Raw genomic sequence first — 20654 nt, 5'->3', positions numbered from 1 at the left:
TGTTCTCGGGATATCAGTCAGACCCCGACCGCGAGAGCAGCCGACTGCGCGCGGGAGACCAGCTCGGCGCGCTGCTCCGCAACACGGACGCCGGCCGTCCCGCCCGCGCCCGTCCGCGACGCGACGGAGCCCTCGATCGACAGCACACTGCGCACATCTGCGGTCAACCGCGGCGACACCGACGCGAGCAGCGCGTCGTCGGCATCCTCCAGCCCGATCCCCCGCTCCTCGCACGCGCGAACGAGCGAGCCCGAGATCTCGTGCGCGTCACGGAAGGGGACGCCCTGCTTGACGAGCCACTCGGCGACATCGGTCGCCAACGAGAAGCCCTGCGGTGCCAGCTCCGCCATCCGCGCGGTGTCGAACCGCATCGTCGCGATCATGCCGGCGAAGGCCGGGAGGACGACTTCGAGTGTCTGGACCCCGTCGAAGACAGGCTCCTTGTCCTCTTGCAGGTCGCGGTTGTACGCGAGCGGCAGCGCCTTCAAGGTGGCCATCAACCCGGTCAGGTTGCCGATCAGGCGCCCCGCCTTGCCACGAGCGAGTTCGGCGATATCGGGGTTCTTCTTCTGCGGCATGATGCTCGAGCCGGTCGAGAAGCCGTCATCGAGGGTGACGAACCCGAACTCGCGGGTGTTCCAGATGATGACGTCCTCCGCGAAGCGCGACAGGTCGACGCCGATCATCGCGGCGATGAAGGCGAACTCGGCCACGACATCGCGGGCCGATGTGCCGTCGAGCGAGTTCTCTGCCGGCCGACTCAGCCCCAGCGACTCGGCCACGAGCTGCGGGTCGAGGCCGAGCGTCGCCCCGGCGAGCGCTCCCCCGCCGTACGGCGAGACCGACGCACGTGCCGACCAGTCGCGGAGGCGTTCGAGGTCGCGCACGAGCGGCCACGCGTGCGCCTGCAGATGGTGCGCCAGCAGGATCGGCTGCGCGTGCTGCAGGTGGGTGCGGCCCGGCATGATCGCGTCGGGGTGCGCATCGGCCTGCGCGACGATCGCGTCGATGACGCGCAGCACATCACGGGCGATGACCCGTGCGTGATCGAGCAGATACAGCCGCACGAGCGTCGCGATCTGATCGTTGCGGCTGCGCCCGGCACGCAGCTTTCCGCCGAGCTCGGCACCGACTTCGGCGATCAGCGCTGCCTCCAGCGCGCCGTGCACGTCTTCGTCTTCGGGCGCCGCAACGAGCGACCCGTCCTGGACGGCCCGCCCCAGCGCGTCGAGGCCCGCGTGCATGCGCGCCGCTTCATCGGCGGTCAGGTAGCCGGCAGCTTCGAGCGCCGTCGCATGCGCGTGCGAGCCTGCGAGATCGTAGGAAGCCAGCGCCCAGTCGAAGTGCGTCGAGCGACTCAACGCGGCGAGCTCGGGTGAAGGCCCCGACGCGAAGCGCGCACCCCACAGCGCCCCTTCGTTGGTCCCCTGGCCGTCGGTCTGTCCCGTCATGTCACTCACCTGACCAGCCTACCGACGGCCGGAACCGACGACCGCGCGGGTGACTGCGGCGACGAGTCGCTCCAACGGCCCCCGACCCACCAGCAGCGCCCACACGGTGCACACCAGCAGCGTGCCGATCACGAACGGGACGAACGGATCAAGATCGCGGAACCCTGCGAGCTGCCCGCTGTCGCCGAGGACGCCGGCCGCCCAGATCGCCCACACCACCAGCTGCCCGGCATAGGCGGTGAGCGGCATCGTGCCGACCGCCCGCACCGGCAGCACGAGCCAGGTCAGCGGTGTGCGGCACAGCAAGAGACAGAGCCCGATCACGGCGACCGCGAAACCACCGGAACCGAATGCCTCCAGGATGCCGCTGGAGTGCGCATCGGCTGTCCACACCTGCGCCACCAGCGAGCCGTCTTGCACGGGCGACAGCCGCTCGGCGGCCACGGCATCGAGTCCGTACGCGACCATCGCCACCGCGCCGCCTCCGACGAGCAGTCGGACCGCGACCGCAGCGCTGCGCAGTCGGCTGCGACCGATCGCGAGCCCTGCGGCGACGAACGCGATCCACAACGGGAACGGGTAGTGCCAGCCGACGAGGGTGCTCGCTTCGGATCCGAGTGCCGATGACCAGATCGGCAGGGCGTTCAGCATCGGGACGAACCACGGCACGACCAGCGCAACGGCGACCGCGACGGCCCAGAGCACCGGCGCCGACAGCGTCAGCAGCGGCAGCGCGAGCAGAAAGAGGATGCCGTAGGCGGGCAGGATCACGAACACGGGAACGCCCGTGAACACCAGCGCAACGCCGATCGCCCAGATCAGTCCCGCGCGCACGGCGAGCGAGCGTCGCGCGCGTCGCAGCCGCTCACCGCGGACCGGTGACGCACCGCCGGTCACCAGCGCGATCGAGACCCCGGCGAGCGTCGCGAACAGGATCGACGAACGGCCGTTCGCGACGTCGATCCACGTCGCGGGTCGGGTCCAGTCGAACGGGTCGATCCACAGCAGGTGCGCAGCGAGCATGCCGAGCACCGCCAGCCCGCGGGCAAGGTCGATACCGTGTATGCGTCCCGGACCGTTCCAGGACGCAACGGCACGCATCACTGCTGGCGCAGCAGCCACACCAAGAGTGCCTTCTGGGCGTGCAGGCGGTTCTCCGCCTCATCCCACACGACACTCTGCGGTCCGTCGATCACGTCGGCATCCACTTCGTACCCGCGGTCAGCGGGCAGGCAGTGGATGAAGATGGCGTCGTCCTTGGCGAGCCCCATGGTCTCCTGAGAGACCTTGTAGCCGCCGAGGTCGCGAAGCCGCGCGGTCTTCTCCTCCTCCTTGCCCATCGACACCCAGGTGTCGGTGACGATGACGTCGGCACCGGCGGCGGCTTCGAGCGGATCGGTGAACAGTGACACCGATCCCCCAGTCTGCGCGGCGATGCGATCGGCATCGGTCACGACATCGGCGCGCGGCGCGTACGCGTCGGGCGACGCGACCCGCACGTGCATGCCGGCGGTGACGCCGGCGAGGATGTAGGAGTGCGCCATGTTGCACTCGCCGTCGCCGAAGAAGGTGAGGGTGAGCCCCGCGAGTTCGCCCTTGTGCTCGCGGATCGTGAGCAGGTCGGCGAGCAGTTGGCAGGGGTGGAAGTCATCGCTCAGCGCGTTGACGACCGGCACCCGCGTGCCGCGCGCCATCTCTTCGAGGCCCGCCTGCGCGTAGGTGCGCCAGACGATCGCGGCGACCTGACGTTCGAGCACGCGTGCCGTGTCGGACGGTGTCTCTTTGCCGCCGAGCTGGCTGTTGGCCGTCGAGATGATCAGCGGTGAGCCGCCGAGGTCGGCGATGCCGACCGCGAACGAGACCCGCGTGCGGGTCGAGGACTTGTCGAAGATGACGGCGACCGTCTGCGGACCTTCGAGGGGCTTCAGCTTCCAGCGGTCCTTCTTCAGCGCGAGCGCGAGATCGAGGATCTCGGCCTGCTCTGCGGGGCTCAGGTCGTCGTCGCGCAGCAGGTGGCGGGTCATGCGGGCACCTCCGTGGTGGTGTCGGTCAGCAGGAGCGCATCGGTGACGGTGGCCAGTGCGCGGGCGAACAGGTCGGCGAACTCGTCGATCTCGACGTCGCCGATCGTGAGCGCCGGGGCGATGCGGATGGTGGTGTCGTTGGCGGCGTTGACGATCAGCCCGTGCGTCTGGGCGGCGGCGACGACGGCAGGAGCGACCGGGTGGCGCAGCGCGATGCCGATGAGCAGGCCCTGGCCGCGGGTGCCTTCGACAAGCGGCGAGCCGATCGCCTCGATCGCGGCGCGCACCTGCGGCCCGCGGGAGGCGGCATTGCCGACGAGATCAGCCCGCTCGATCTCCCCGATGACGGCGCCGGCGACGGCTGTCGCCAGCGCATTGCCACCGAAGGTCGAGCCGTGCGTGCCCGGATAGAACAGCTCGCTCGCGGCGCCGAAGGTGATGAGCGCCCCGATCGGGAATCCTCCGCCGATGCCCTTCGCGACCGTGATGGCGTCAGGGGTGATGCCGGCGTGCTGGAACGCGAACCACTCGCCGGTGCGACCCGCGCCTGTCTGGATCTCGTCGATGATCAGCAGCGCACCGTGACGCTCGGTCAACTCGCGCGCCGCGGCGAGGTAACCCTCGGGCAGTTCGAGCACCCCAGCTTCGCCCTTGATGGGTTCGAGGAACAGCGCCGCGACCTGATCGTTCATGGCGGCTTCGAGCGCTTCGATTGTCGAATCGAGGAACTCCACACCGGGGACCATCGGGCCGAACGGCTCCTGCATCCACGGCTTGCCGGTGAGGGCGAGCGTGCCCATCGTGCGGCCGTGGAACGCGTCACGAAGCGCCAGGATGCGGGGGCGCTCGGCGCCGCCGTGGAGTCGTGCGAGCTTGAAGGCAGCCTCATTGGCCTCGGCGCCGGAGTTGCCGAAGTAGACGCGACCGGTCTCACCCGTGCCCGCCAGCCGCTTCAGCGTTGCCGCGAGTTCGAGCTGCGGCGGGGTCGCGAAGTAGTTCGAGACATGCGACAGGGTCGCGGCTTGTCGGGCGACGGCATCCACGAACACCGGGTGAGAGTGACCGATCGAGGTCACCGCGATGCCGGCGAGGAAGTCGAGGTAGCGTGCGCCGTCGGCATCCCACAGGTACGAACCCTCGCCGCGCTCGAGGAGCGCGAAGCGCGCCCCCGCGTTGCGCACGAGATCCTGATCGACTGCGTCCTGCCATGTCGCGCTCACTTCGCGACCACCTCCGTACCGATTCCCTGCTCTGTGAAGATCTCGACGAGCACCGAATGGGGCTGACGTCCATCGATGATCGCCGCCGTGTCGACGCCGCCGTCGACCGCGTCGAGGCAGGCCTGCATCTTCGGGATCATGCCCGACTCCAGTCGCGGCAACATCTCGCGCAACTCAGCGGCGGTCAGGTGCGAGACGAGCGAGTCACGGTTCGGCCAGTCGGCGTAGAGCCCTGCGACATCGGTGAGGACGACGAGCTTGGTGGCCTCGAGCGCGACGGCGAGCGCCGCAGCGGCGGCATCAGCGTTGACGTTCAGCGACGCACCCGGACTGTCGAGGTCGGGCGCGATCGAGGAGACGACGGGGATGCGGCCCGCCTCGAGGTGGTCGAGCACGGGACGCGGGTCGACCGTGACGACGTCGCCGACGGCGCCGAGATCATGGTGCTCGCCGTCGATCAGGATGCCCTTGCGACGCCCGCCGAACAATCCGGCATCCTCACCCGAGAGCCCCGTCGCCAGCGCAGCGCCGTGCGTGTTGATCTTGCCGACCAGCTGCGGGTTGATCTGACCGGTGAGCACCATGCGCACGACGCCGATCGCCTCGGTCGAGGTGACGCGGTACCCGCCCTTGAACTCGCTCGGGATGGCGAGTCGGTCGAGCATCTGCGAGATCTGCGGTCCGCCGCCGTGGACGACGACCGGCTTGACGCCGACGTAGCGGAGGTAGGCGATGTCTTCTGCGAACGCATCCTGCAGCTGTTCGGAGACCATGGCGTTGCCGCCGTACTTGATGACGATGATCTGGTCGCGGAAGCGCTTGAGCCACGGCAGCGACTCGACGAGCACGCCCGCCTTGGCGGCCGCCTCTTCGGGGGTGGTGTGCTGGATGTCGGTCATGAGGAGTACGCGCTGTTCTCGTGGACGTAATCGTGCGTCAGGTCGTTCGTGAGGATCGTCGCCGCTGCGTCGCCCGTGCGCAGGTCGATGAGGATGTGCGTGGCGCGGGGCGTCAGGTCGACCTCTTCGCGCGGGCGGTCGGGGCCGCCGGCGTGACACACGCGCACTCCGTTGAACGAGACGTCGACGTCGTACGGGTCGAACGCGGCATCCGTCGTGCCGATCGCCGCGAGCACCCGGCCCCAGTTGGGGTCGTTGCCGAAGATCGCGGCCTTGAAGAGGTTGTTGCGGGCAACCGAGCGACCGACGGTGACGGCGTCGTCCTCGGACGCGGCACCGACGACCTCGATCGTGATGTCGTGGCTGGCGCCCTCGGCATCCTGCTGCAGCTGCGACGCGAGGTCGCCGCAGATCGTGATGAGCGCTTCGCGGAAGGCGTCCGGGTCAGGATCGGCACCGGATGCACCGGAGGCCAGCAGCGTCACCTGGTCGTTGGTCGACATGCAGCCGTCGGAATCGAGCCGGTCGAAGCTCACGGCCGTGGCAACGCGCAGGTGGGCGTCTGCCTCCTCGGCGCCGAGGACGGCGTCGGTGGTGAGGACCACGAGCATGGTCGCAAGACCGGGGGCGAGCATGCCCGCACCCTTCGCGATGCCGCCGATCGTCCAACCTTCGCCTGAGACGGTTGCCGTCTTCGACCGGGAGTCGGTCGTCATGATCGCTTCCGCGGCGGCCTGTCCCCCCTCGGGGTCGAGATCAGCGATCGCCGCTTCGGTGCCGCTGAGGACCTTGCCGCGGAACACCTCGTCGCCGGTGCCGATGAGCCCGGTGGAGCACACCAGGATGTCGCCGGCGCTCACCCCGAGCAGGTCGGCCGCCTTCTCGGCGGTTTGGTGCGTCGTCTGGAAGCCGAAGGACCCGGTGAAGCAGTTCGCGCCGCCCGAGTTGAGGACGATCGCCTCGACGGTGCCGTCGGCGATCGCCTGCTGCGACCACAGGATCGGGTTCGCCTTGGCGCGGTTGCTCGTGAAGACGGCCGCGCCGACCTTGAGCGGGCCGCGGTTGACGATGACCGCGACGTCGGGCTTGCCGGTCGACTTGAGGCCTGCGGCGACGCCTGCCGCTTCGAATCCCTTGGGTGCGGTGACGGTCACGGCGCGACTCCATTCACGCTCAGGCCCGTCGCCTCGTCGAGGCCGAGGGCGATGTTCATCGATTGGACGGCTGCTCCCGCGGTGCCCTTGACGAGGTTGTCGACGGCGGTGACGACCACGACGCGGTTCGCGGCGCGGTCGATCGCGAGCCCCATGAGCGCCGTGTTGGCGCCCTGCACGTCGGCGGTGCGGGGGAAGTGGCCCGCCGGCAGCAGCTGCACGAATGTCTCGTCACCGTACGCCTGCTCCCACGCGGCACGGATCTCGGCATCCGTCACCCCCTGCGCGATCGGGGCGGTCGAGGTCGCGAGGATGCCGCGGGACATCGGTACCAGGACGGGCGTGAACGAGATGCGGATGCCGTCGGCGGGCGCCCCGGCCGCGGCGAGCGCCTGCGCGATCTCGGGGATGTGCCGGTGCGTGCCGCCCACAGCGTACGGGTTCGCACTGCCGAGGATCTCGGCGGCGAGCAGGTTGGTCTTCAGCGACTTGCCGGCACCCGACGGGCCGACCGCGAGGACCGTGACGATGTCGCCCGGATCGATCACGCCCGCGGCGACCCCGGGCGCCAGTGACAACGCGACCGTGGACGCGTTGCAGCCGGGCGCGGCGATCCGTGTCGCACCGACGAGCGCGTCGCGCTGCCGGGCACCGCCGACCGGCAGCTCGGGCACGCCGTACGTCCACGGCTCGTGGAAGGTGCCGCCGTAGAACGCGTCCCACGCGTCCTGCGAGGTGAGCCGGTGATCGGCGCCTGCGTCGATGACGAGCGGGGCGCCGGCGAGCGCGTCGGTGTATTGACCGGACTGTCCATGCGGCAGCGCGAGGAAGACGACGTCGTGGCCTGCGAGGATCTCGGGTGTCGTCTCTTGCAGCGTCAGGTGCGCGAGCGAGCGCAGGTGCGGTTGGTGTTCGATGAGCGGCTGCCCCGCATTGGAATGCGCGGTGACGGTGCGGATCTCGATGTCGGGATGTGCGGCGAGCAGGCGCAGGATCTCGCCGCCGGCATAGCCGGATGCGCCGGAGACGGCGACCGAGTAGGTCATGGATTCCACCTTATTGTCTGAAGCAGGGCCACCCGATCCGGGTGACAGAGCACGGCAACGGCGACTCCGGCGGCTCGACCCGGTTCCGTGCAGAATCGGGGAGCTCGCGGGGGTCGCCTAGCGTCGGCGGCCGCGGGTGCTCAGACGACGTCGGCGCGCGCGGAGAACCGTGGGAACGGTGGTGATCGCGGCCGAGGGCATGCCATGACGGTAGCGCCGCGGATCGCGTGCCGCAAATCGCGGCGCACGAAGCCGGTGTCGGCACCGGCGGGCAGGATGGTCGCATGCTCACCACACTCGCCGTCGCCGGGTATCGCTCGCTGCGTGACGTGATCGTGCCGCTCGGGCAGTTGACGGTCGTCACGGGCCCGAACGGGTCGGGCAAGTCCAATCTGTACCGCGCCCTGCGGCTGCTGGCCTCGGCCGCGCGCGGTGAGGTGATCGGTGCGGTCGCGCGCGAAGGCGGACTGCCGTCGGTGCTCTGGGCGGGCCCCGAGCAGGGCGGCACGCAGGGCACGGTGCGCAAGAAGCCCGTCGCCGTGCAGCTCGGATTCGCGTCGGATGAACTCGGCTACCTGCTCGACCTGGGCATCCCGCAGGTCGATCAGGCGAGCCCCTTCGCGCGTGACCCCGAGATCAAGCGGGAGCAGGTGTTCTCCGGCCCTGTGGCCAAACCCGCGACCCTGCTGATCGACCGGACCCGGCAGAACACCCGCGTGCGCGACGGCGGCTGGATCGACCTGCGACAGCAGCTCGCGCCCTACGAGAGCATCATCACCGACCTCGCCGAAGGCGACACCGCGCCCGAGCTGCTGGCCCTTCGACGGCTTATGGGAGCGTGGCGGTTCTACGACCACTTCCGCGTGGACCCTGACGCCCCTGCGCGTCGTGCGCAGATCGGCACGCGAACCCGGGTGCTTTCGCACACCGGCGATGATCTCGCAGCGACCTGGGCGACCATCGTCGATGCAGGCCACGGAGCCGCCCTCGACGCAGCGGTGGATGCCGCGTTTCCCGGGGCCCGCGTCGACGTGACCGCCGAGGCCGGGCTGTTCCGACTGCAGCTGCGGCAGCGTGGCTTGCTGCGCCCGCTGGAGACGGCCGAATTGTCGGACGGCACGCTGCGGTTCCTGTTGCTGTGCGCGGCGCTCCTGCCGGCTCGCCCTGCTCCCCTGCTGGTGCTCAACGAGCCCGAATCGAGCCTGCACCACTCGTTGCTGCCGGCACTCGCGGAGTTGATCCGTGCGGCCGCCGAGCGGACGCAGGTCATCGTCGTCAGTCACGCAGCACCGCTGGTGGGCGCCCTGCCGGAGCCGGCCCGTGTCGAACTCGCCCCCGATCTCGGCGGCACACGCGTCGTCGATCAGGGATTCATGGACGTCCCCGCATGGAACTGGGGCCGTCGCTGAATCGGGGTTGACGACCGCTGGCTTGCAGCGCAAACGACTTTGCATGGACGACGACACCACCCGAGACGACCATGTCGACTCCGGCGCTGATCGGAGCGATCATCGGCGCGACGATGAGCGCGAAGGCCGCGATCGCGGTGGAGCAGGTCGCGATGTTCCTCCTCGCGTTCGGCGGCGGGCTGTTCCTCCCGCCGATGATGTTCCCCGACTGGCTGGACGTCGCGTCGCGGTTCCTTCCCGTCCGGCAGGCGCGAGAGATCGTGGTCGGTGCCGCGAGCGGCACCGAGATCCCGTTGTGGGCGGTGCTCGGCATCGCCGCGTGGATCATCGTGCTCGGCGCCCTCGCCGTCTGGCTGTTCCGCCGCGACGAAGGCCGACGCTACCGCTGACGCGGCAGGGTCAGCGCGGGAACGCGCGGATGCGTGCGAGCAGGCTCGGTCCGGTGCGATCCAGGGTGCGACCGCCCACGTGCACCCCGACTGCGACGGTCACGCCGCCCAGCACCACGCCGACGGCGAGCGCGGTCCACCCCAGCATGGCCGAACCGCTCGTGATCGACACGATCGACAGGACGAGCGCCGGCGAGGAGACCACCGCGATCGCGGCGAGCACGACGAACACCAGCAGACTGCCCACGAACGTCTGTCCGGGCACACTCTTGAACGGGCTGTCACCGGGCGCGGCCACGGGCGAGACGATGAGGGCCGACGAGACCGCTGACACGCCGTACCCGACCAGCAGCACGCTCAAGGCCGCCCCGAGCACGGCAGGGGTCGCGGTCGCACTGCCCGACACGGCAGCCGTCACGACGGCGACGAGGATGACGAGCGGTACGCCGAGGCAGGCGGCGCCCAGCACACGGCCGAGTCGGTCGTCGCGGCCTCGGATGCCGGTGGCCAGCACCGACGCGAACGCGGTGCCGTCGTAAGAGATGTCGGTGTAGCACGCGATCGCCAGCACGAGCGCGACCAGCACCGCAGAGGCTGCGAACAATGCCCCCTGTGTGCCGGAGGTGAACAGGAACAGCACCGGGAACAGCGGGACGAGCAGCAGTTGCCGAAGGTATCGCGGATCGCGCAGCCACGCGGTCAGTGAGCGCGCCCATGTTGCACCGACCGGTCCCGTCGGCATGCGCCCGAACCAGCCGACTGCACCGGAGGCGACCGTGCGACTCGCGCGCCCCGCCCCGGCGGAACGCGACAATTCGAGCGCGCGCGCCCACAACAGCCAGAGGATGATCGGGGTGCCGATGGCGATCGCCAGGCGGGCGACGGCCGGCAGCCAGAGGCCTGCCGCAACGTCGGCCGGTACCGACCAGGCAGCGCCGAGGGGCGTCCAGGCGAGCACGTCGGCCGCGGTCTGCATCCTCGTGCCGAGGTCGCCGCCCGCGTCGAGCAGCACAAGCAGCCCTGTCACGATCGGCCCCGACAGCATGAGCACTGCGAGCACCAGTGTGCCGACGAGTTCGCGTCCGCGACGGCTCCCGCCGAGCCCCGTTGCGAGGGTGGTCGTCAGTCGCGCGGCGATGACCGCGGTCACGACGCCGAGCAACGCCATCGGCACTGCCACGACTGCCGCAGCAGGCCACCGCACCCACAGGATCACCGTCATCAGCGCGACGAGCGTCGTGACGATACCGGGAACCCCCGTCAGACCGACTGCGGCCAGCGCCACCTGCACCTGCCTGCGGGTGAGCGGAAACGGTGCGAGACGTTCCGCGTCGACGGTCGATTCCATGCCGGCGACGACGATGGGCCCGACCACCCAGCCGAGCGTGAGCACCGCCCCACCCACGACGACGATGAGGCGTGCCGTCTCCGCACCCTGCAGCAGCGCTGCGGCCACGAGCCCCGTCGCCACGAGGACCAGGATACTGATGGCCCACAGCACGCCGGCGCAAAAGCCGACCAACTGCCACGGGTTGCGCAGCAGGGTGTTCGCGAGTGCGCGGTATCGCAGCCTCAGGACGGTCGCAACCACTGCGGCCCCTCCGTCGCGTGACGCCCGCCCACGAGGGAGACGAATCGGTCCTGCAGGGTCTGTCCGTCACGCACCTGGTCGATCGTGCCGGCCGCGAGCACCCGCCCCGCAGCGATGACGGCGACGTGGTCGCACATGCGCTGCACGAGATCCATCGAGTGGCTCGAGACGATGACGGTGCCGCCGGCCGTGGTGTAGCCGCGGAGCACGTCCTCGATGTTCGCGGCCGAGACAGGATCGACGGATTCGAACGGCTCGTCGAGCACGAGCACCCTCGGCGCGTGCACGAGCGCACAGGCGAGCGCGGTCTTCTTCGTCATGCCGGCCGAATAGTCCGCAACCATCGTTCCGGCAGCCTCACGCAGATCCATCATCGCGATGAGGTCGGCGACGCGCCCGGCAATCTCATCGCGCGCGATGCCGAACATCATCGCCGTGTAGGTCAGCAGCTGCTCGCCGGTGAGTCGGTCGAACAAGCGCACCCCGTCGGCGAGATTGCCGATCATCGACTTCGCACGCACCGGCTCGGCCCACACGTCGACACCGTGCACGAAGGCGCGACCGCCGTCGGGGCGCAGAAGTCCCGTGGCCATGGACAGGGTCGTCGTCTTGCCGGCGCCGTTCGGACCGACGAAGCCGTAGAACGAACCTTGCGGCACATCCAGGGTGAGCGTGTCGACGGCGAGCTTCTCACCGAACCGCTTGGTCAACCCCTCCCAATGGAGGGCGGGCGGCGTCGGAGCATCGGTCATGCTCCGAGCCTATGGGCGCGGCAGAGCGACACGCCTCCCCCGCGAGTCTGATCTCGTGCTGGTTCAGTCGCGGATCGCGGCGCCGAAGCGCTCCGCCGCGACCGCAACCCCCGCGAGCTTCGCCTCAGACGCCTCGGCCGCAGTCAGTGTGCGGTCCTCAGCGCGAAAGCGCAACGCGAACGTGAGGCTCTTCGAGCCCTCCGGCAGTCCCGCCCCGCGATAGTCGTCGACAAGACGGAGCGATTCGAGCAGTGGACCGGCACCGTCCACGAGTGCGGTGCGCACAGCGGCGGCTGAGACTGCGGCATCCACGACCAGCGACACATCCTGCGTCGCTGCGGGGAACGTCGTGAGCGACGCTGCGGCCTCGGGGTCGCCCGCGAGGGAGAGGATGCCGTCGAGATCGAGTTCTGCGACGTACACCCGACCCGGCAGGTCGGCCTCGGCGGCCACCGCGGGCAGCAGTTCGCCGACGTAGCCGACCTCGACGTCGCCGACCGACAGGACGCCGGTGCGGCCGGGGTGCAGCGCTGCGCGCTGCCCCTGCGCGACGTCGATGCGGACCCCGGCTGCGGTCGCGATGGTCTGGACGGCGCCGAGCGCGTCGGCCAGTTCGAACGCCGTGGCCGCGTTGCCGGGAGCCTTCGCCACGGCGTTGCCGGACAGCAGCACCGCGACGTGCCGCGGCTGCGGCGGCAGCGACGCGTTCAGGTGCGCGAGCGTCGCGTCGTCGGGACGCTCGGCGAGCGGCGGAACCGTCTCGGTGCCGTAGACCACTCCCGGCTCCGGGCGGAAGACGATCCCGGTTTCGAACAGGGCGAGGTCGGTGAAGCCGCGTGACACGTTGCGGTGCGCGACCTGCATGAGGCCGGGAACGAGCGTGCGACGCAGGAACGGCGCCTGCCCGTCCAGTGGGTTCGCGAGCTTGACCGAGGGCAGGTGCTCCCCGGACGCCGATGCGTGCAGGTCGTTGGTCGCCTCAGTCGTGAACGGGAACGACGGCGTCTCGACGTAGCCGGCCGCTGCCAGCGCGTTCGCGACGCGGCGACGCCCCTTCTGCAACGCCGTCAACCCGCGCCCGGATGGCGGGGTCGGGACGATGGAGGGGATGCGGTCGAGCCCGTGGATGCGGGCGACCTCTTCGGCGAGCGTCCACTTGTCGGTGAGGTCGGGTCGCCACGACGGCGGGATGACGCTCCACGTGTCCCCCGCGTCGGAGACCTCGCAGCCGATCGTCTCGAGCGCGCCGGTGATCTCGGCATCCGTGTAATCGACACCGATCAGCTGCGGCACGAACGCCTTGGGCAACGCGATCTCGGCGAGGAACACCTCGCCGAACAGGGCACCGCCGACCTCCTGATCGAGGGTGCCGCCGGCGTGGGCGACCATGAGGTCGGCGACGCGGCGCGCTGCCACGAACGGGATGAGCGGGTCGACGCCACGCTCGAAGCGACGCGACGCCTCGCTGGGCAGCTTGTGACGGCGGGCGGTGCGCGCGATCGAGACGGTGTCGAAGATGGCCGCTTCGATGAGGACGTTGCGGGTGGCATCGGTCATCTCGGTCGTGCCGCCACCCATGACACCGGCCAGCCCGATCGGTCCGGACTCGTCGGTGATCAGCAGGTCCTCACCCGACAGGGTGCGCTCCTTGCCGTCGAGCGTCGTGAGCTTCTCGCCCTCGTCCGCGCGACGGACGGTGATGCCGCCGGCGAGCTGATCGAGGTCGTAGCCGTGGATCGGGTTGCCCAGTTCGAGCATCACGTAGTTGGTGATGTCGATGAGCACACCGAGCGAGCGGATGCCGGCGAGCGTGAGCCGCGCGACCATCCAGGGCGGTGTCGGACGGGACGGGTCGACACCGCGCACGATTCGGGCGACGAACTCGGACGCGCCGACCTTGCCGCGGATGGGTGCACGATCGTCGACGGCAACGGGAAAGCCGTTGCCGGGCTCGACGTCTGCCCAGTCCCGCTCGGCGGGATCGCGGAAGGTCGCTCCGGTGGCGTGACCGTACTCGCGGGCGATGCCGCGCACACTCATCGCGTAGCCGCGGTCGGGTGTGACGTTCACGTCGACGGCGACGTCATCGAGTCCGAGCAGCGCGATCGCGTCGACGCCCACCTCGGGGTCGAGGCCGAGCTGGACCAGCCGCAGGATGCCGCTGTGCTCGTCGCCGAGCCCGAGCTCCTTCGCCGAGGCGATCATGCCGTCGGAGACATGCCCGTACGTCTTGCGTGCCGCGATCGGGAACGGACCGGGCAGCACAGCGCCGGGCAGGGTCACCACGACCTTGTCGCCCTCGAAGAAGTTGCCGGCACCGCATACGATGCCGCGGATACCGCCGTTCGCCTCACCGACGTCGACCTGGCACCAGCGGATGGTCTTGCCGTTGGACTGCGGCTCGGGCGTGAACTCGACGACCCGGCCGACCACGATGGGACCTGTCAGGTCGAACCCGTGCACGTCCTCTTCTTCGAAGCCGACCTCGACGAGCGCCGCGAGGACGTCCTCCGGCGTGGTCGCCGCGGGGACGTCGACGTATTCACGCAGCCACGAAAGCGGGACGCGCATCAGACCACCATTCCGAACTGCTCGCTGAAACGGACATCGCCCTCGGCCATGTCACGCATGTCCTGCACGTCGGAGCGGAACATGAGCGTGCGCTCGATGCCCATTCCGAACGCGAACCCGGAGTAGACCTCCGGATCGATCCCCGCCGCGCGCAGCACGTTGGGGTTGACCATGCCGCATCCGCCCCACTCGATCCAGCGCGCCCCGCCCTTGAAGGTCGGGTGCCACAGGTCGAGCTCAGCTGACGGCTCGGTGAAGGGGAAGTAGTTCGTGCGGAACCGCGTCTTCGCCTCGGCACCGAACAGCACCTTCGCGGCGTGGTCGAGCGTGCCCTTGAGATTCGCCATCGTGATGCCCTTGTCGATCACGAGGCCCTCGAACTGGGTGAAGGCAGGCAGGTGGGTCGCGTCGAACTCATCGGTGCGGAACACGCGTCCCGGGCACAGCACGTAGATGCCGCGCCCCTCGTTCACGAGGGCGTCGTGTCGCTCGAGCATCGAACGCACCTGCACGGGGCTGGTGTGCGTGCGCAGCAGCAGATGCCTCGAGACGGGATCGACGAAGAAGGTGTCCTGCATCTGTCGCGCCGGGTGGTCGACGTCGAAGTTGAGCGCATCGAAGTTGAACCACTCGTGCTCGAGCTCGGGGCCTTCGGCGATCTCCCACCCCATGCCGACGAACAGATCGGCGATCTCCTCCTGCAGGAGCGAGATGGGATGCCGCGCGCCCACGCGTGCGCGCGGTGCGAGCGCGGTGATGTCGACGCGCTCGGCTTCGAGCTGCGCCGCCGTCTCGGCCTCGGCGAGCTCGTCCTCTCGGGCGGCGAGCGCCTGGTTCACCTGCCCGCGGGCCCCGCCGACCAGCTTGCCGAATGCGGCCTTCTGGTCGTTCGGCACGTGGCGCATCTGCGCGTTCAGCTGGGCCAGCGGCGAGCCTTCGGCGGTGTGCGCCGCACGCGCGGCTTTCAGCGCGGCGGTGTCGGCGGCCGCGGCGATGGCGCCCAGCGCCGCCGCGACAGCGGACTCGACCGCTTCGGGTGTGATCTGGGGTGCGTCGGACACGAGAGACGAGTCTACCGGCGGGCGCGCGTTCGGCCCGCCGGTGGCGCGTCAATCAGGTGTTTCCGATGTTGAACTTGCCGGCGCCTTTCTGCGCCGCGATGAGTTCGGTGTCGGTGCCGGGTGCGACCGGGTGGTGCAGGGGGTCGACCATCGCCGCGCCTCCGCCGGCGGCATCGCCGCCGCGCGGCGAACGTCGCAGCCGCCGCTCGAGGGTTCTCGCGAGCCACGACAACAACAGACACATCGCGATGTAGATCGCGCCGATGACGATGCCCGACTGCAGAATTGGGCGGCCCGGCTGCGATGTGAGCTGCTTGGCGAAGTAGAGCAGTTCGGGGTAAGTGATGATGAAGCCGAGCGCGGTGTCCTTCAGCGTGACCACGAGCTGAGCGACGATCACCGGGAGCATCGCGCGCACGGCCTGCGGGAGCAGCACGAGTCGCATCACGCCGCTCTTGCGGAGACCGATCGCGTAGCCTGCTTCCTTCTGGCCGCGCGGCAGCGATTCGATGCCAGCACGCAGCGCCTCGGCGAGCACCGAGCCGTTGTACGCCACGAGTGCGATCACCACCGCCCAATACGGCTCCATGCGCACCCCGACCGTGGGCAGACCGTAGTACATGAGCATCATGAACACGAGCACCGGGACGGCGCGGAACACCTCGGTGATCCATGCGACGGGGACGCGGACCCACGCGTGGTCGGAGAGGCGCCCGATCGCGAGGATGAACCCGACGGCGAGCGAACCGATCGCGGCGAGCCCGAAGGCCGCGAGGGTGTTGCCGAGGGCGCGCAGAATGCCCATCCAGACGTTGCTGAACGTGAAGATGTACCACTTCTCTGCGGAGAACTGCCCCGTCACGGCGAACCGGTAGACGATGAAGGCGAGGACTGCGGCGACCACGAGGATCGTCGCGACGCCCAGGATGCGGTTGCGGAGGATCGCCCGGGGTCCGGGCACGTCGTACAGGACGGAAGTCATCGCGCGATCCTCCACTTGTTCTCGAGGTGTCGTTGCAGCCAACTCAGCAGCAGGACCAGGACGACGAAGACGAGCGCGACCCACAGGAGCACGACGAGCGCGTTCTCGCCCCGCTCGCTCAGGTTCGCGCGGATGACTCCGAGTTCCGCCACCGAGAAGCCGGCGGCGACGGTGGTGTTCTTCAGCAGGGCGATGAACACGCTCATCATGGGAGGCACGACCGACCGGAAGGCCTGCGGCATGACCACGAGCGTCATGACCTGACCGAAGGACAGGCCGATCGCCCGCGCCGCTTCGGCCTGACCGACAGGGACCGTATTGATGCCCGCGCGGATGACCTCTGCGACATAGGTGGCCGTGTAGATGCCGAGCGCCCAGATGCCGAGCACCGTGAAGCCCGGACTCGGCAACCCCAACTGCGGGTAGCCGAAGGCGAAGAAGAAGAAGACGAGTGTCAACGGGGTGTTGCGGATCGTGTTGACGTAGAGCGTGCCGAATGCTCGCGCCACCGGTATAGGTGAGACCCGCATCGCTCCGACGATCGTTCCGAGGATCAGCGCGATGGCGCCCCCGGCGAAGAACAGCAGCAACGTGTTGCCGAGTGCCTCGCCCCACAGGTCGAGGTTTTCGGTGATGACGCCCACATCGTCTCCTTGGGTGATTCAGGGTGGGGGCGCGGGCGCCCCCACCCTGGATTCATGTGGTCAGTGGTCGATCAGTACGCGTCCACCGCGGGCTGCTCGACCGTGATGCCCGACTCGCCGAGGTTGGCGTCGAAGATCGCCTGCCACGTGTCGCCGCCCTCCGTGAAGAGGTCGTTGATGTGCGCACGGAGCGCGTCGTCACCCTTGGCGAGACCCACGCCGTAACGCTCCTCGCTGAAGGGTTCACCGACGACCTTGATCTCGTCGGGGTACTGCGCGGCGTAACCGATCAGGATCGCCTGGTCGGTCGTGACCGCGTCGACGGTGCCGTTGATGAGCGCATCGACGCACGCGGAGTACAGGTCGAACTCCTCAGTCGGCACGTCGGGGTAGTTCGACTTGATGTTCTGGATCGGGGTCGATCCGGTCGCGGAGCACACCGTCGTGTCGGCGCTCAGGTCGTCCTCGCCCGTGATCTCGCTGTCGGCAGCGACGAGCAGCCCCTGTCCGGTGAGGAAGTAGGGGCCCGCAAAGTCGATCTGTTCCTTGCGCGAATCGGTGATCGAGTACGTGCCGACGTAGTAGTCGACATCACCGTTCACGATCGCCTGCTCGCGGTTCGCCGAGGCGATCGCCTTGTATTCGATCTTGTCTGCGTCGTAGCCGAGCGAGGCTGCGATCCAACGGGCGATGTCGACGTCGAAGCCTGAACGCTCCCCTGTCGTCGCGTCGAGGTAGCCGAGACCGGGCTGGTCCTCCTTGACGCCGACGATCACGCCGTCACGCTCCGTGATGGCGTCGAACGTGGGGCTGCCCTCGAGGGCGACGTCGGTTGCGACCTCCCACATGGCGCCGGAATCGGTGTCTCCGTCGGTGTCGCCGTCACCGCCCGTGCCGGGGCTGGTCGGGCTGCCGCTGTTGCAGGCGGTGAGAGCGAGAGCCGCGATCGCGATTCCTGCGAGCGCTCCGCCGATACGCATCTTGCGCATGAGATCCTCCTGGTTTCGTATCTCTGGGTGTGACCGCGCCGGTGCAAGGCGCGGACGTCTTAGTGGGTGAGGAGCTTCGAGAGGAAGTCCTTGGCGCGGTCGCTCTTCGGGTTGTTGAAGAACTCTTCGGGCGTCGCTTCCTCGACGATCTGCCCGTCGGCCATGAAGACGACGCGATCGGCCGCCTTGCGGGCGAAGCCCATCTCGTGGGTGACGACGATCATCGTCATCCCCTCCTGCGCGAGGCCGACCATGACGTCGAGCACCTCGTTGATCATCTCGGGGTCAAGCGCGCTGGTGGGCTCATCGAAGAGCATGACCTTCGGCTTCATCGCGAGCGCGCGGGCGATCGCCACACGCTGCTGCTGACCGCCCGAGAGCTGTGCCGGCAGCTTCGCGGCCTGATGCCCGACGCCGACACGGTCGAGCAGCTCTTTGGCGAGCTTGTCGGCCTCGGCCTTCTTCATGCCCTTGACCTTGATCGGCCCGAGGGTCACGTTCTCGAGGATCGTGAGGTGTGCGAAGAGGTTGAACGACTGGAACACCATGCCGACGTCGGCACGGAGCGCCGCGAGCGCCTTGCCTTCTTTGGGCAATTCCTTGCCGTCGATCGAGATCGATCCGCTCGTGATGGTCTCGAGCCGGTTGATCGTGCGGCAGAGCGTCGACTTACCCGACCCCGAGGGGCCGATGACCACGACGACCTCACCGCGACCGACCGTCAGCTGGATGTCTTTGAGGGCGTGGAAGTCGCCGTAGTGCTTCTGCACGTTCTCGACGACCACGAGCGGCTCGCCGCGGCGCACATTGATGTTCGACGTCTTCGGCGCCGAACCCTGATCGGGACTCGTCATGGGTTCACCCTAGGTGCGCTCATACGCTCGCACCCAGGACCTTGACCGCGCCTTTACCGATCTGTAACAGGCGCGGAACAGTTCGGTCAGTCCACGGTGCGCTGCGCGAAGGCGCTTTCGTACAGGCAGACGCTGGCCGCCGTGGCGAGGTTCAGCGACTCGGCTGCGCCGTAGATCGGCAGCCGCAGCGACAGGTCGACGCGCGCGAGCGCCTCGTCGTCGAGTCCCCGCGCCTCGTTGCCGAACAGCCATGCTGTCGGCTCCGCGAGCACCGCGCGGTGGGCGAGGAAGTCATCACCGCCGACATCCGCTGCGATCACGCGGAGTCCGGTCTTGCGCGCACGGTCGACCGTCTCGGCGAGGTCGGCGCCGACGACGATCGGCAGGTGGAACAGCGACCCTGTCGTCGCCCGGACGACCTTCGGGTTGTAGGGATCGACGGTCCGGCCCGTGAGCACCACGGCATCCGCACCCGCCGCATCGGCCGCGCGGATGATGGTGCCGAGGTTGCCGGGGTCGCGCACTTCTTCACAAATGACGATCAGCCGCGGCGACTCGGCGAAGACGTCTTTGGCCGCAGTCGGCGACTGCCGGGCGACCGCCACGATCCCCTGCGGAGTGACCGTGTCGGCCATCGCATCGAGCACCGCCTCGGTCGTGAACACGACCTCCTGCCCCGCATCGCGAGCCGCGTCACGGACGTCCTGATGCTTCTCCATGGCGCTCGGCGTGGCGAACAGTTCGACCAGCGTGTCGGGTCGGAAGGCCAGCACCTCGCGTGCCGCCTGCGGCCCCTCGAGCAGGAACAGCCCGGTCTCCTGACGGGCGCTGCGCTTGGACAGCTTGGCGACCGCGCGCACACGCGGGGAACGGGGGTTCTCGAGCACGTTCTCAGTGTATTGATCCGACGCCGGATACGACGGAAGGGCGCCCTCCCGTGGGAGGACGCCCTTCTCGGACTCGCAGGTGTTACGCCTTGGGAGCGTTGACGTCGGCGGGCAGCGCCTTCTTCGCGGTCTCGACGAGCGAGGTGAAGACGGCGGGCTCGTTGACGGCCAGCTCGGCGAGCATGCGACGGTCGACCTGGACGCCGGCCAGGTTCAGACCCTGGATGAAGCGGTTGTAGGTGAGGCCGTTCTGACGGCTCGCAGCGTTGATGCGCTGGATCCACAGACGACGGAAGTCGCCCTTGCGCTTGCGACGGTCGCGGTACGCGTAGACGAGCGAGTGGGTGACCTGCTCCTTCGCCTTGCGGTACAGACGCGAACGCTGACCCCGGTAACCGGAGGCGCGCTCGAGGATGACGCGACGCTTCTTGTGGGCGTTGACGGCCCGCTTGACTCTAGCCATTTCTCAGTGATTCCTTACGTGCGTCGGCGTCAGATGCCGAGGAGCTTCTTGGCGACCTTCGCGTCACCGGGGGCCAGGATCTTGTCGGCCGACAGGCGGCGCGTGCGCTTCGTGGGCTTGCCCTCGAAGTTGTGGCGCAGGTTCGCCTGCTGCTTCTTGATCTTTCCGCTTCCGGTGACCTTGAAGCGCTTCTTGGCGCCCGAGTGGGTCTTCTGCTTCGGCATGTCTCTTCCTTCGTTGTGGTTCCCGCCGGGGCGGGAGTCTGGGG

20 protein-coding genes are annotated in these 20654 nt (G+C 69.0%); 2 read left to right on the top strand and 18 right to left on the bottom strand.

Features of this window, described 5'->3' with window-relative positions:
• Nucleotides 1-17: 17 nt before the first annotated feature.
• From argH to argC, 7 genes are read right to left on the bottom strand one after another with little or no spacing between them, the layout of a single operon-like run.
• Nucleotides 18-1451, bottom strand: coding sequence for an argininosuccinate lyase (gene argH, locus ACSF8R_RS10440; protein ID WP_434811869.1), 1434 nt, complete (start codon nt 1449-1451; stop codon nt 18-20).
• 18 nt (nt 1452-1469) lie between these two features.
• On the bottom strand, nt 1470-2552 hold the full coding sequence (locus ACSF8R_RS10435) for a heparan-alpha-glucosaminide N-acetyltransferase domain-containing protein (RefSeq protein ID WP_434811868.1): 1083 nt from the start codon (nt 2550-2552) through the stop codon (nt 1470-1472).
• Entirely contained in the window at nt 2552-3475 is a 924-nt protein-coding gene (gene argF, locus ACSF8R_RS10430; protein ID WP_434811817.1) for an ornithine carbamoyltransferase, read from the bottom strand. The genes ACSF8R_RS10435 and argF overlap by 1 nt, the downstream gene beginning before the upstream one ends.
• Entirely contained in the window at nt 3472-4695 is a 1224-nt protein-coding gene (locus ACSF8R_RS10425; protein WP_434811816.1) for an acetylornithine transaminase, read from the bottom strand. Before ACSF8R_RS10425 ends, argF begins: the two co-directional genes overlap by 4 nt.
• The gene (gene argB / locus ACSF8R_RS10420; RefSeq protein ID WP_434811815.1) at nt 4692-5594 is read right to left on the bottom strand and encodes an acetylglutamate kinase; all 903 of its coding nucleotides are present in this window, start codon (nt 5592-5594) and stop codon (nt 4692-4694) included. The genes ACSF8R_RS10425 and argB overlap by 4 nt, the downstream gene beginning before the upstream one ends.
• Nucleotides 5591-6748, bottom strand: coding sequence for a bifunctional glutamate N-acetyltransferase/amino-acid acetyltransferase ArgJ (gene argJ / locus ACSF8R_RS10415; protein WP_434811814.1), 1158 nt, complete (start codon nt 6746-6748; stop codon nt 5591-5593). The genes argB and argJ overlap by 4 nt, the downstream gene beginning before the upstream one ends.
• Entirely contained in the window at nt 6745-7794 is a 1050-nt protein-coding gene (gene argC, locus ACSF8R_RS10410) for an N-acetyl-gamma-glutamyl-phosphate reductase (RefSeq protein ID WP_434811813.1), read from the bottom strand. The genes argJ and argC overlap by 4 nt, the downstream gene beginning before the upstream one ends.
• A 284-nt stretch (nt 7795-8078) precedes the next feature.
• Between argC and ACSF8R_RS10405 the strand changes: the two genes are divergently transcribed.
• Together ACSF8R_RS10405 and ACSF8R_RS10400 are read left to right on the top strand one after the other, a co-directional pair.
• Complete coding sequence (locus tag ACSF8R_RS10405) at nt 8079-9203, top strand: AAA family ATPase (RefSeq protein WP_434811812.1); 1125 nt, start codon at nt 8079-8081, stop codon at nt 9201-9203.
• 71 nt (nt 9204-9274) lie between these two features.
• Nucleotides 9275-9592, top strand: a complete 318-nt coding sequence (locus tag ACSF8R_RS10400) for a hypothetical protein (RefSeq protein WP_434811811.1) — start codon at nt 9275-9277, stop codon at nt 9590-9592.
• Between the two features lie 10 nt (nt 9593-9602).
• Here the strand turns inward: ACSF8R_RS10400 and ACSF8R_RS10395 are convergent, their stop codons facing one another.
• The 11 genes from ACSF8R_RS10395 to rpmI form a co-directional block, all read right to left on the bottom strand.
• On the bottom strand, nt 9603-11183 hold the full coding sequence (locus tag ACSF8R_RS10395) for a hypothetical protein (RefSeq protein WP_434811810.1): 1581 nt from the start codon (nt 11181-11183) through the stop codon (nt 9603-9605).
• Nucleotides 11165-11935 (bottom strand): ABC transporter ATP-binding protein, encoded by a 771-nt coding sequence (locus ACSF8R_RS10390; protein WP_434811809.1) that lies wholly within the window; start codon nt 11933-11935, stop codon nt 11165-11167. The genes ACSF8R_RS10395 and ACSF8R_RS10390 overlap by 19 nt, the downstream gene beginning before the upstream one ends.
• Before the next feature lie 63 nt (nt 11936-11998).
• Entirely contained in the window at nt 11999-14506 is a 2508-nt protein-coding gene (gene pheT, locus ACSF8R_RS10385; protein ID WP_434811808.1) for a phenylalanine--tRNA ligase subunit beta, read from the bottom strand.
• Entirely contained in the window at nt 14506-15567 is a 1062-nt protein-coding gene (gene pheS / locus ACSF8R_RS10380; RefSeq protein WP_434811807.1) for a phenylalanine--tRNA ligase subunit alpha, read from the bottom strand. Before pheS ends, pheT begins: the two co-directional genes overlap by 1 nt.
• A gap of 52 nt (nt 15568-15619) precedes the next feature.
• Entirely contained in the window at nt 15620-16549 is a 930-nt protein-coding gene (locus ACSF8R_RS10375; protein ID WP_434811806.1) for an amino acid ABC transporter permease, read from the bottom strand.
• Nucleotides 16546-17193: an amino acid ABC transporter permease gene (locus ACSF8R_RS10370; RefSeq protein WP_434811805.1), complete on the bottom strand. Its 648-nt coding sequence runs from the start codon at nt 17191-17193 to the stop codon at nt 16546-16548. Before ACSF8R_RS10370 ends, ACSF8R_RS10375 begins: the two co-directional genes overlap by 4 nt.
• Before the next feature lie 71 nt (nt 17194-17264).
• The gene (locus ACSF8R_RS10365; protein WP_434811804.1) at nt 17265-18182 is read right to left on the bottom strand and encodes a glutamate ABC transporter substrate-binding protein; all 918 of its coding nucleotides are present in this window, start codon (nt 18180-18182) and stop codon (nt 17265-17267) included.
• Between the two features lie 59 nt (nt 18183-18241).
• Nucleotides 18242-19036 (bottom strand): amino acid ABC transporter ATP-binding protein, encoded by a 795-nt coding sequence (locus ACSF8R_RS10360; protein ID WP_434811803.1) that lies wholly within the window; start codon nt 19034-19036, stop codon nt 18242-18244.
• A gap of 86 nt (nt 19037-19122) precedes the next feature.
• Nucleotides 19123-19923 carry a TrmH family RNA methyltransferase gene (locus tag ACSF8R_RS10355; RefSeq protein ID WP_434811802.1) on the bottom strand — a complete coding sequence of 267 codons (801 nt, stop codon included), beginning with the start codon at nt 19921-19923 and terminating at the stop codon, nt 19123-19125.
• Nucleotides 19924-20005: 82 nt separating this feature from the next.
• Nucleotides 20006-20386 carry a 50S ribosomal protein L20 gene (rplT, locus tag ACSF8R_RS10350; protein ID WP_434811801.1) on the bottom strand — a complete coding sequence of 127 codons (381 nt, stop codon included), beginning with the start codon at nt 20384-20386 and terminating at the stop codon, nt 20006-20008.
• A gap of 29 nt (nt 20387-20415) precedes the next feature.
• Nucleotides 20416-20610, bottom strand: a complete 195-nt coding sequence (rpmI, locus tag ACSF8R_RS10345) for a 50S ribosomal protein L35 (protein ID WP_005048908.1) — start codon at nt 20608-20610, stop codon at nt 20416-20418.
• Nucleotides 20611-20654 lie beyond the last annotated feature (44 nt).

The organism is Microbacterium sp. bgisy189 (assembly GCF_965345345.1).
GTDB lineage: Bacteria > Actinomycetota > Actinomycetes > Actinomycetales > Microbacteriaceae > Microbacterium.
This window is presented reverse-complemented; position numbering and strand designations above follow the sequence as displayed.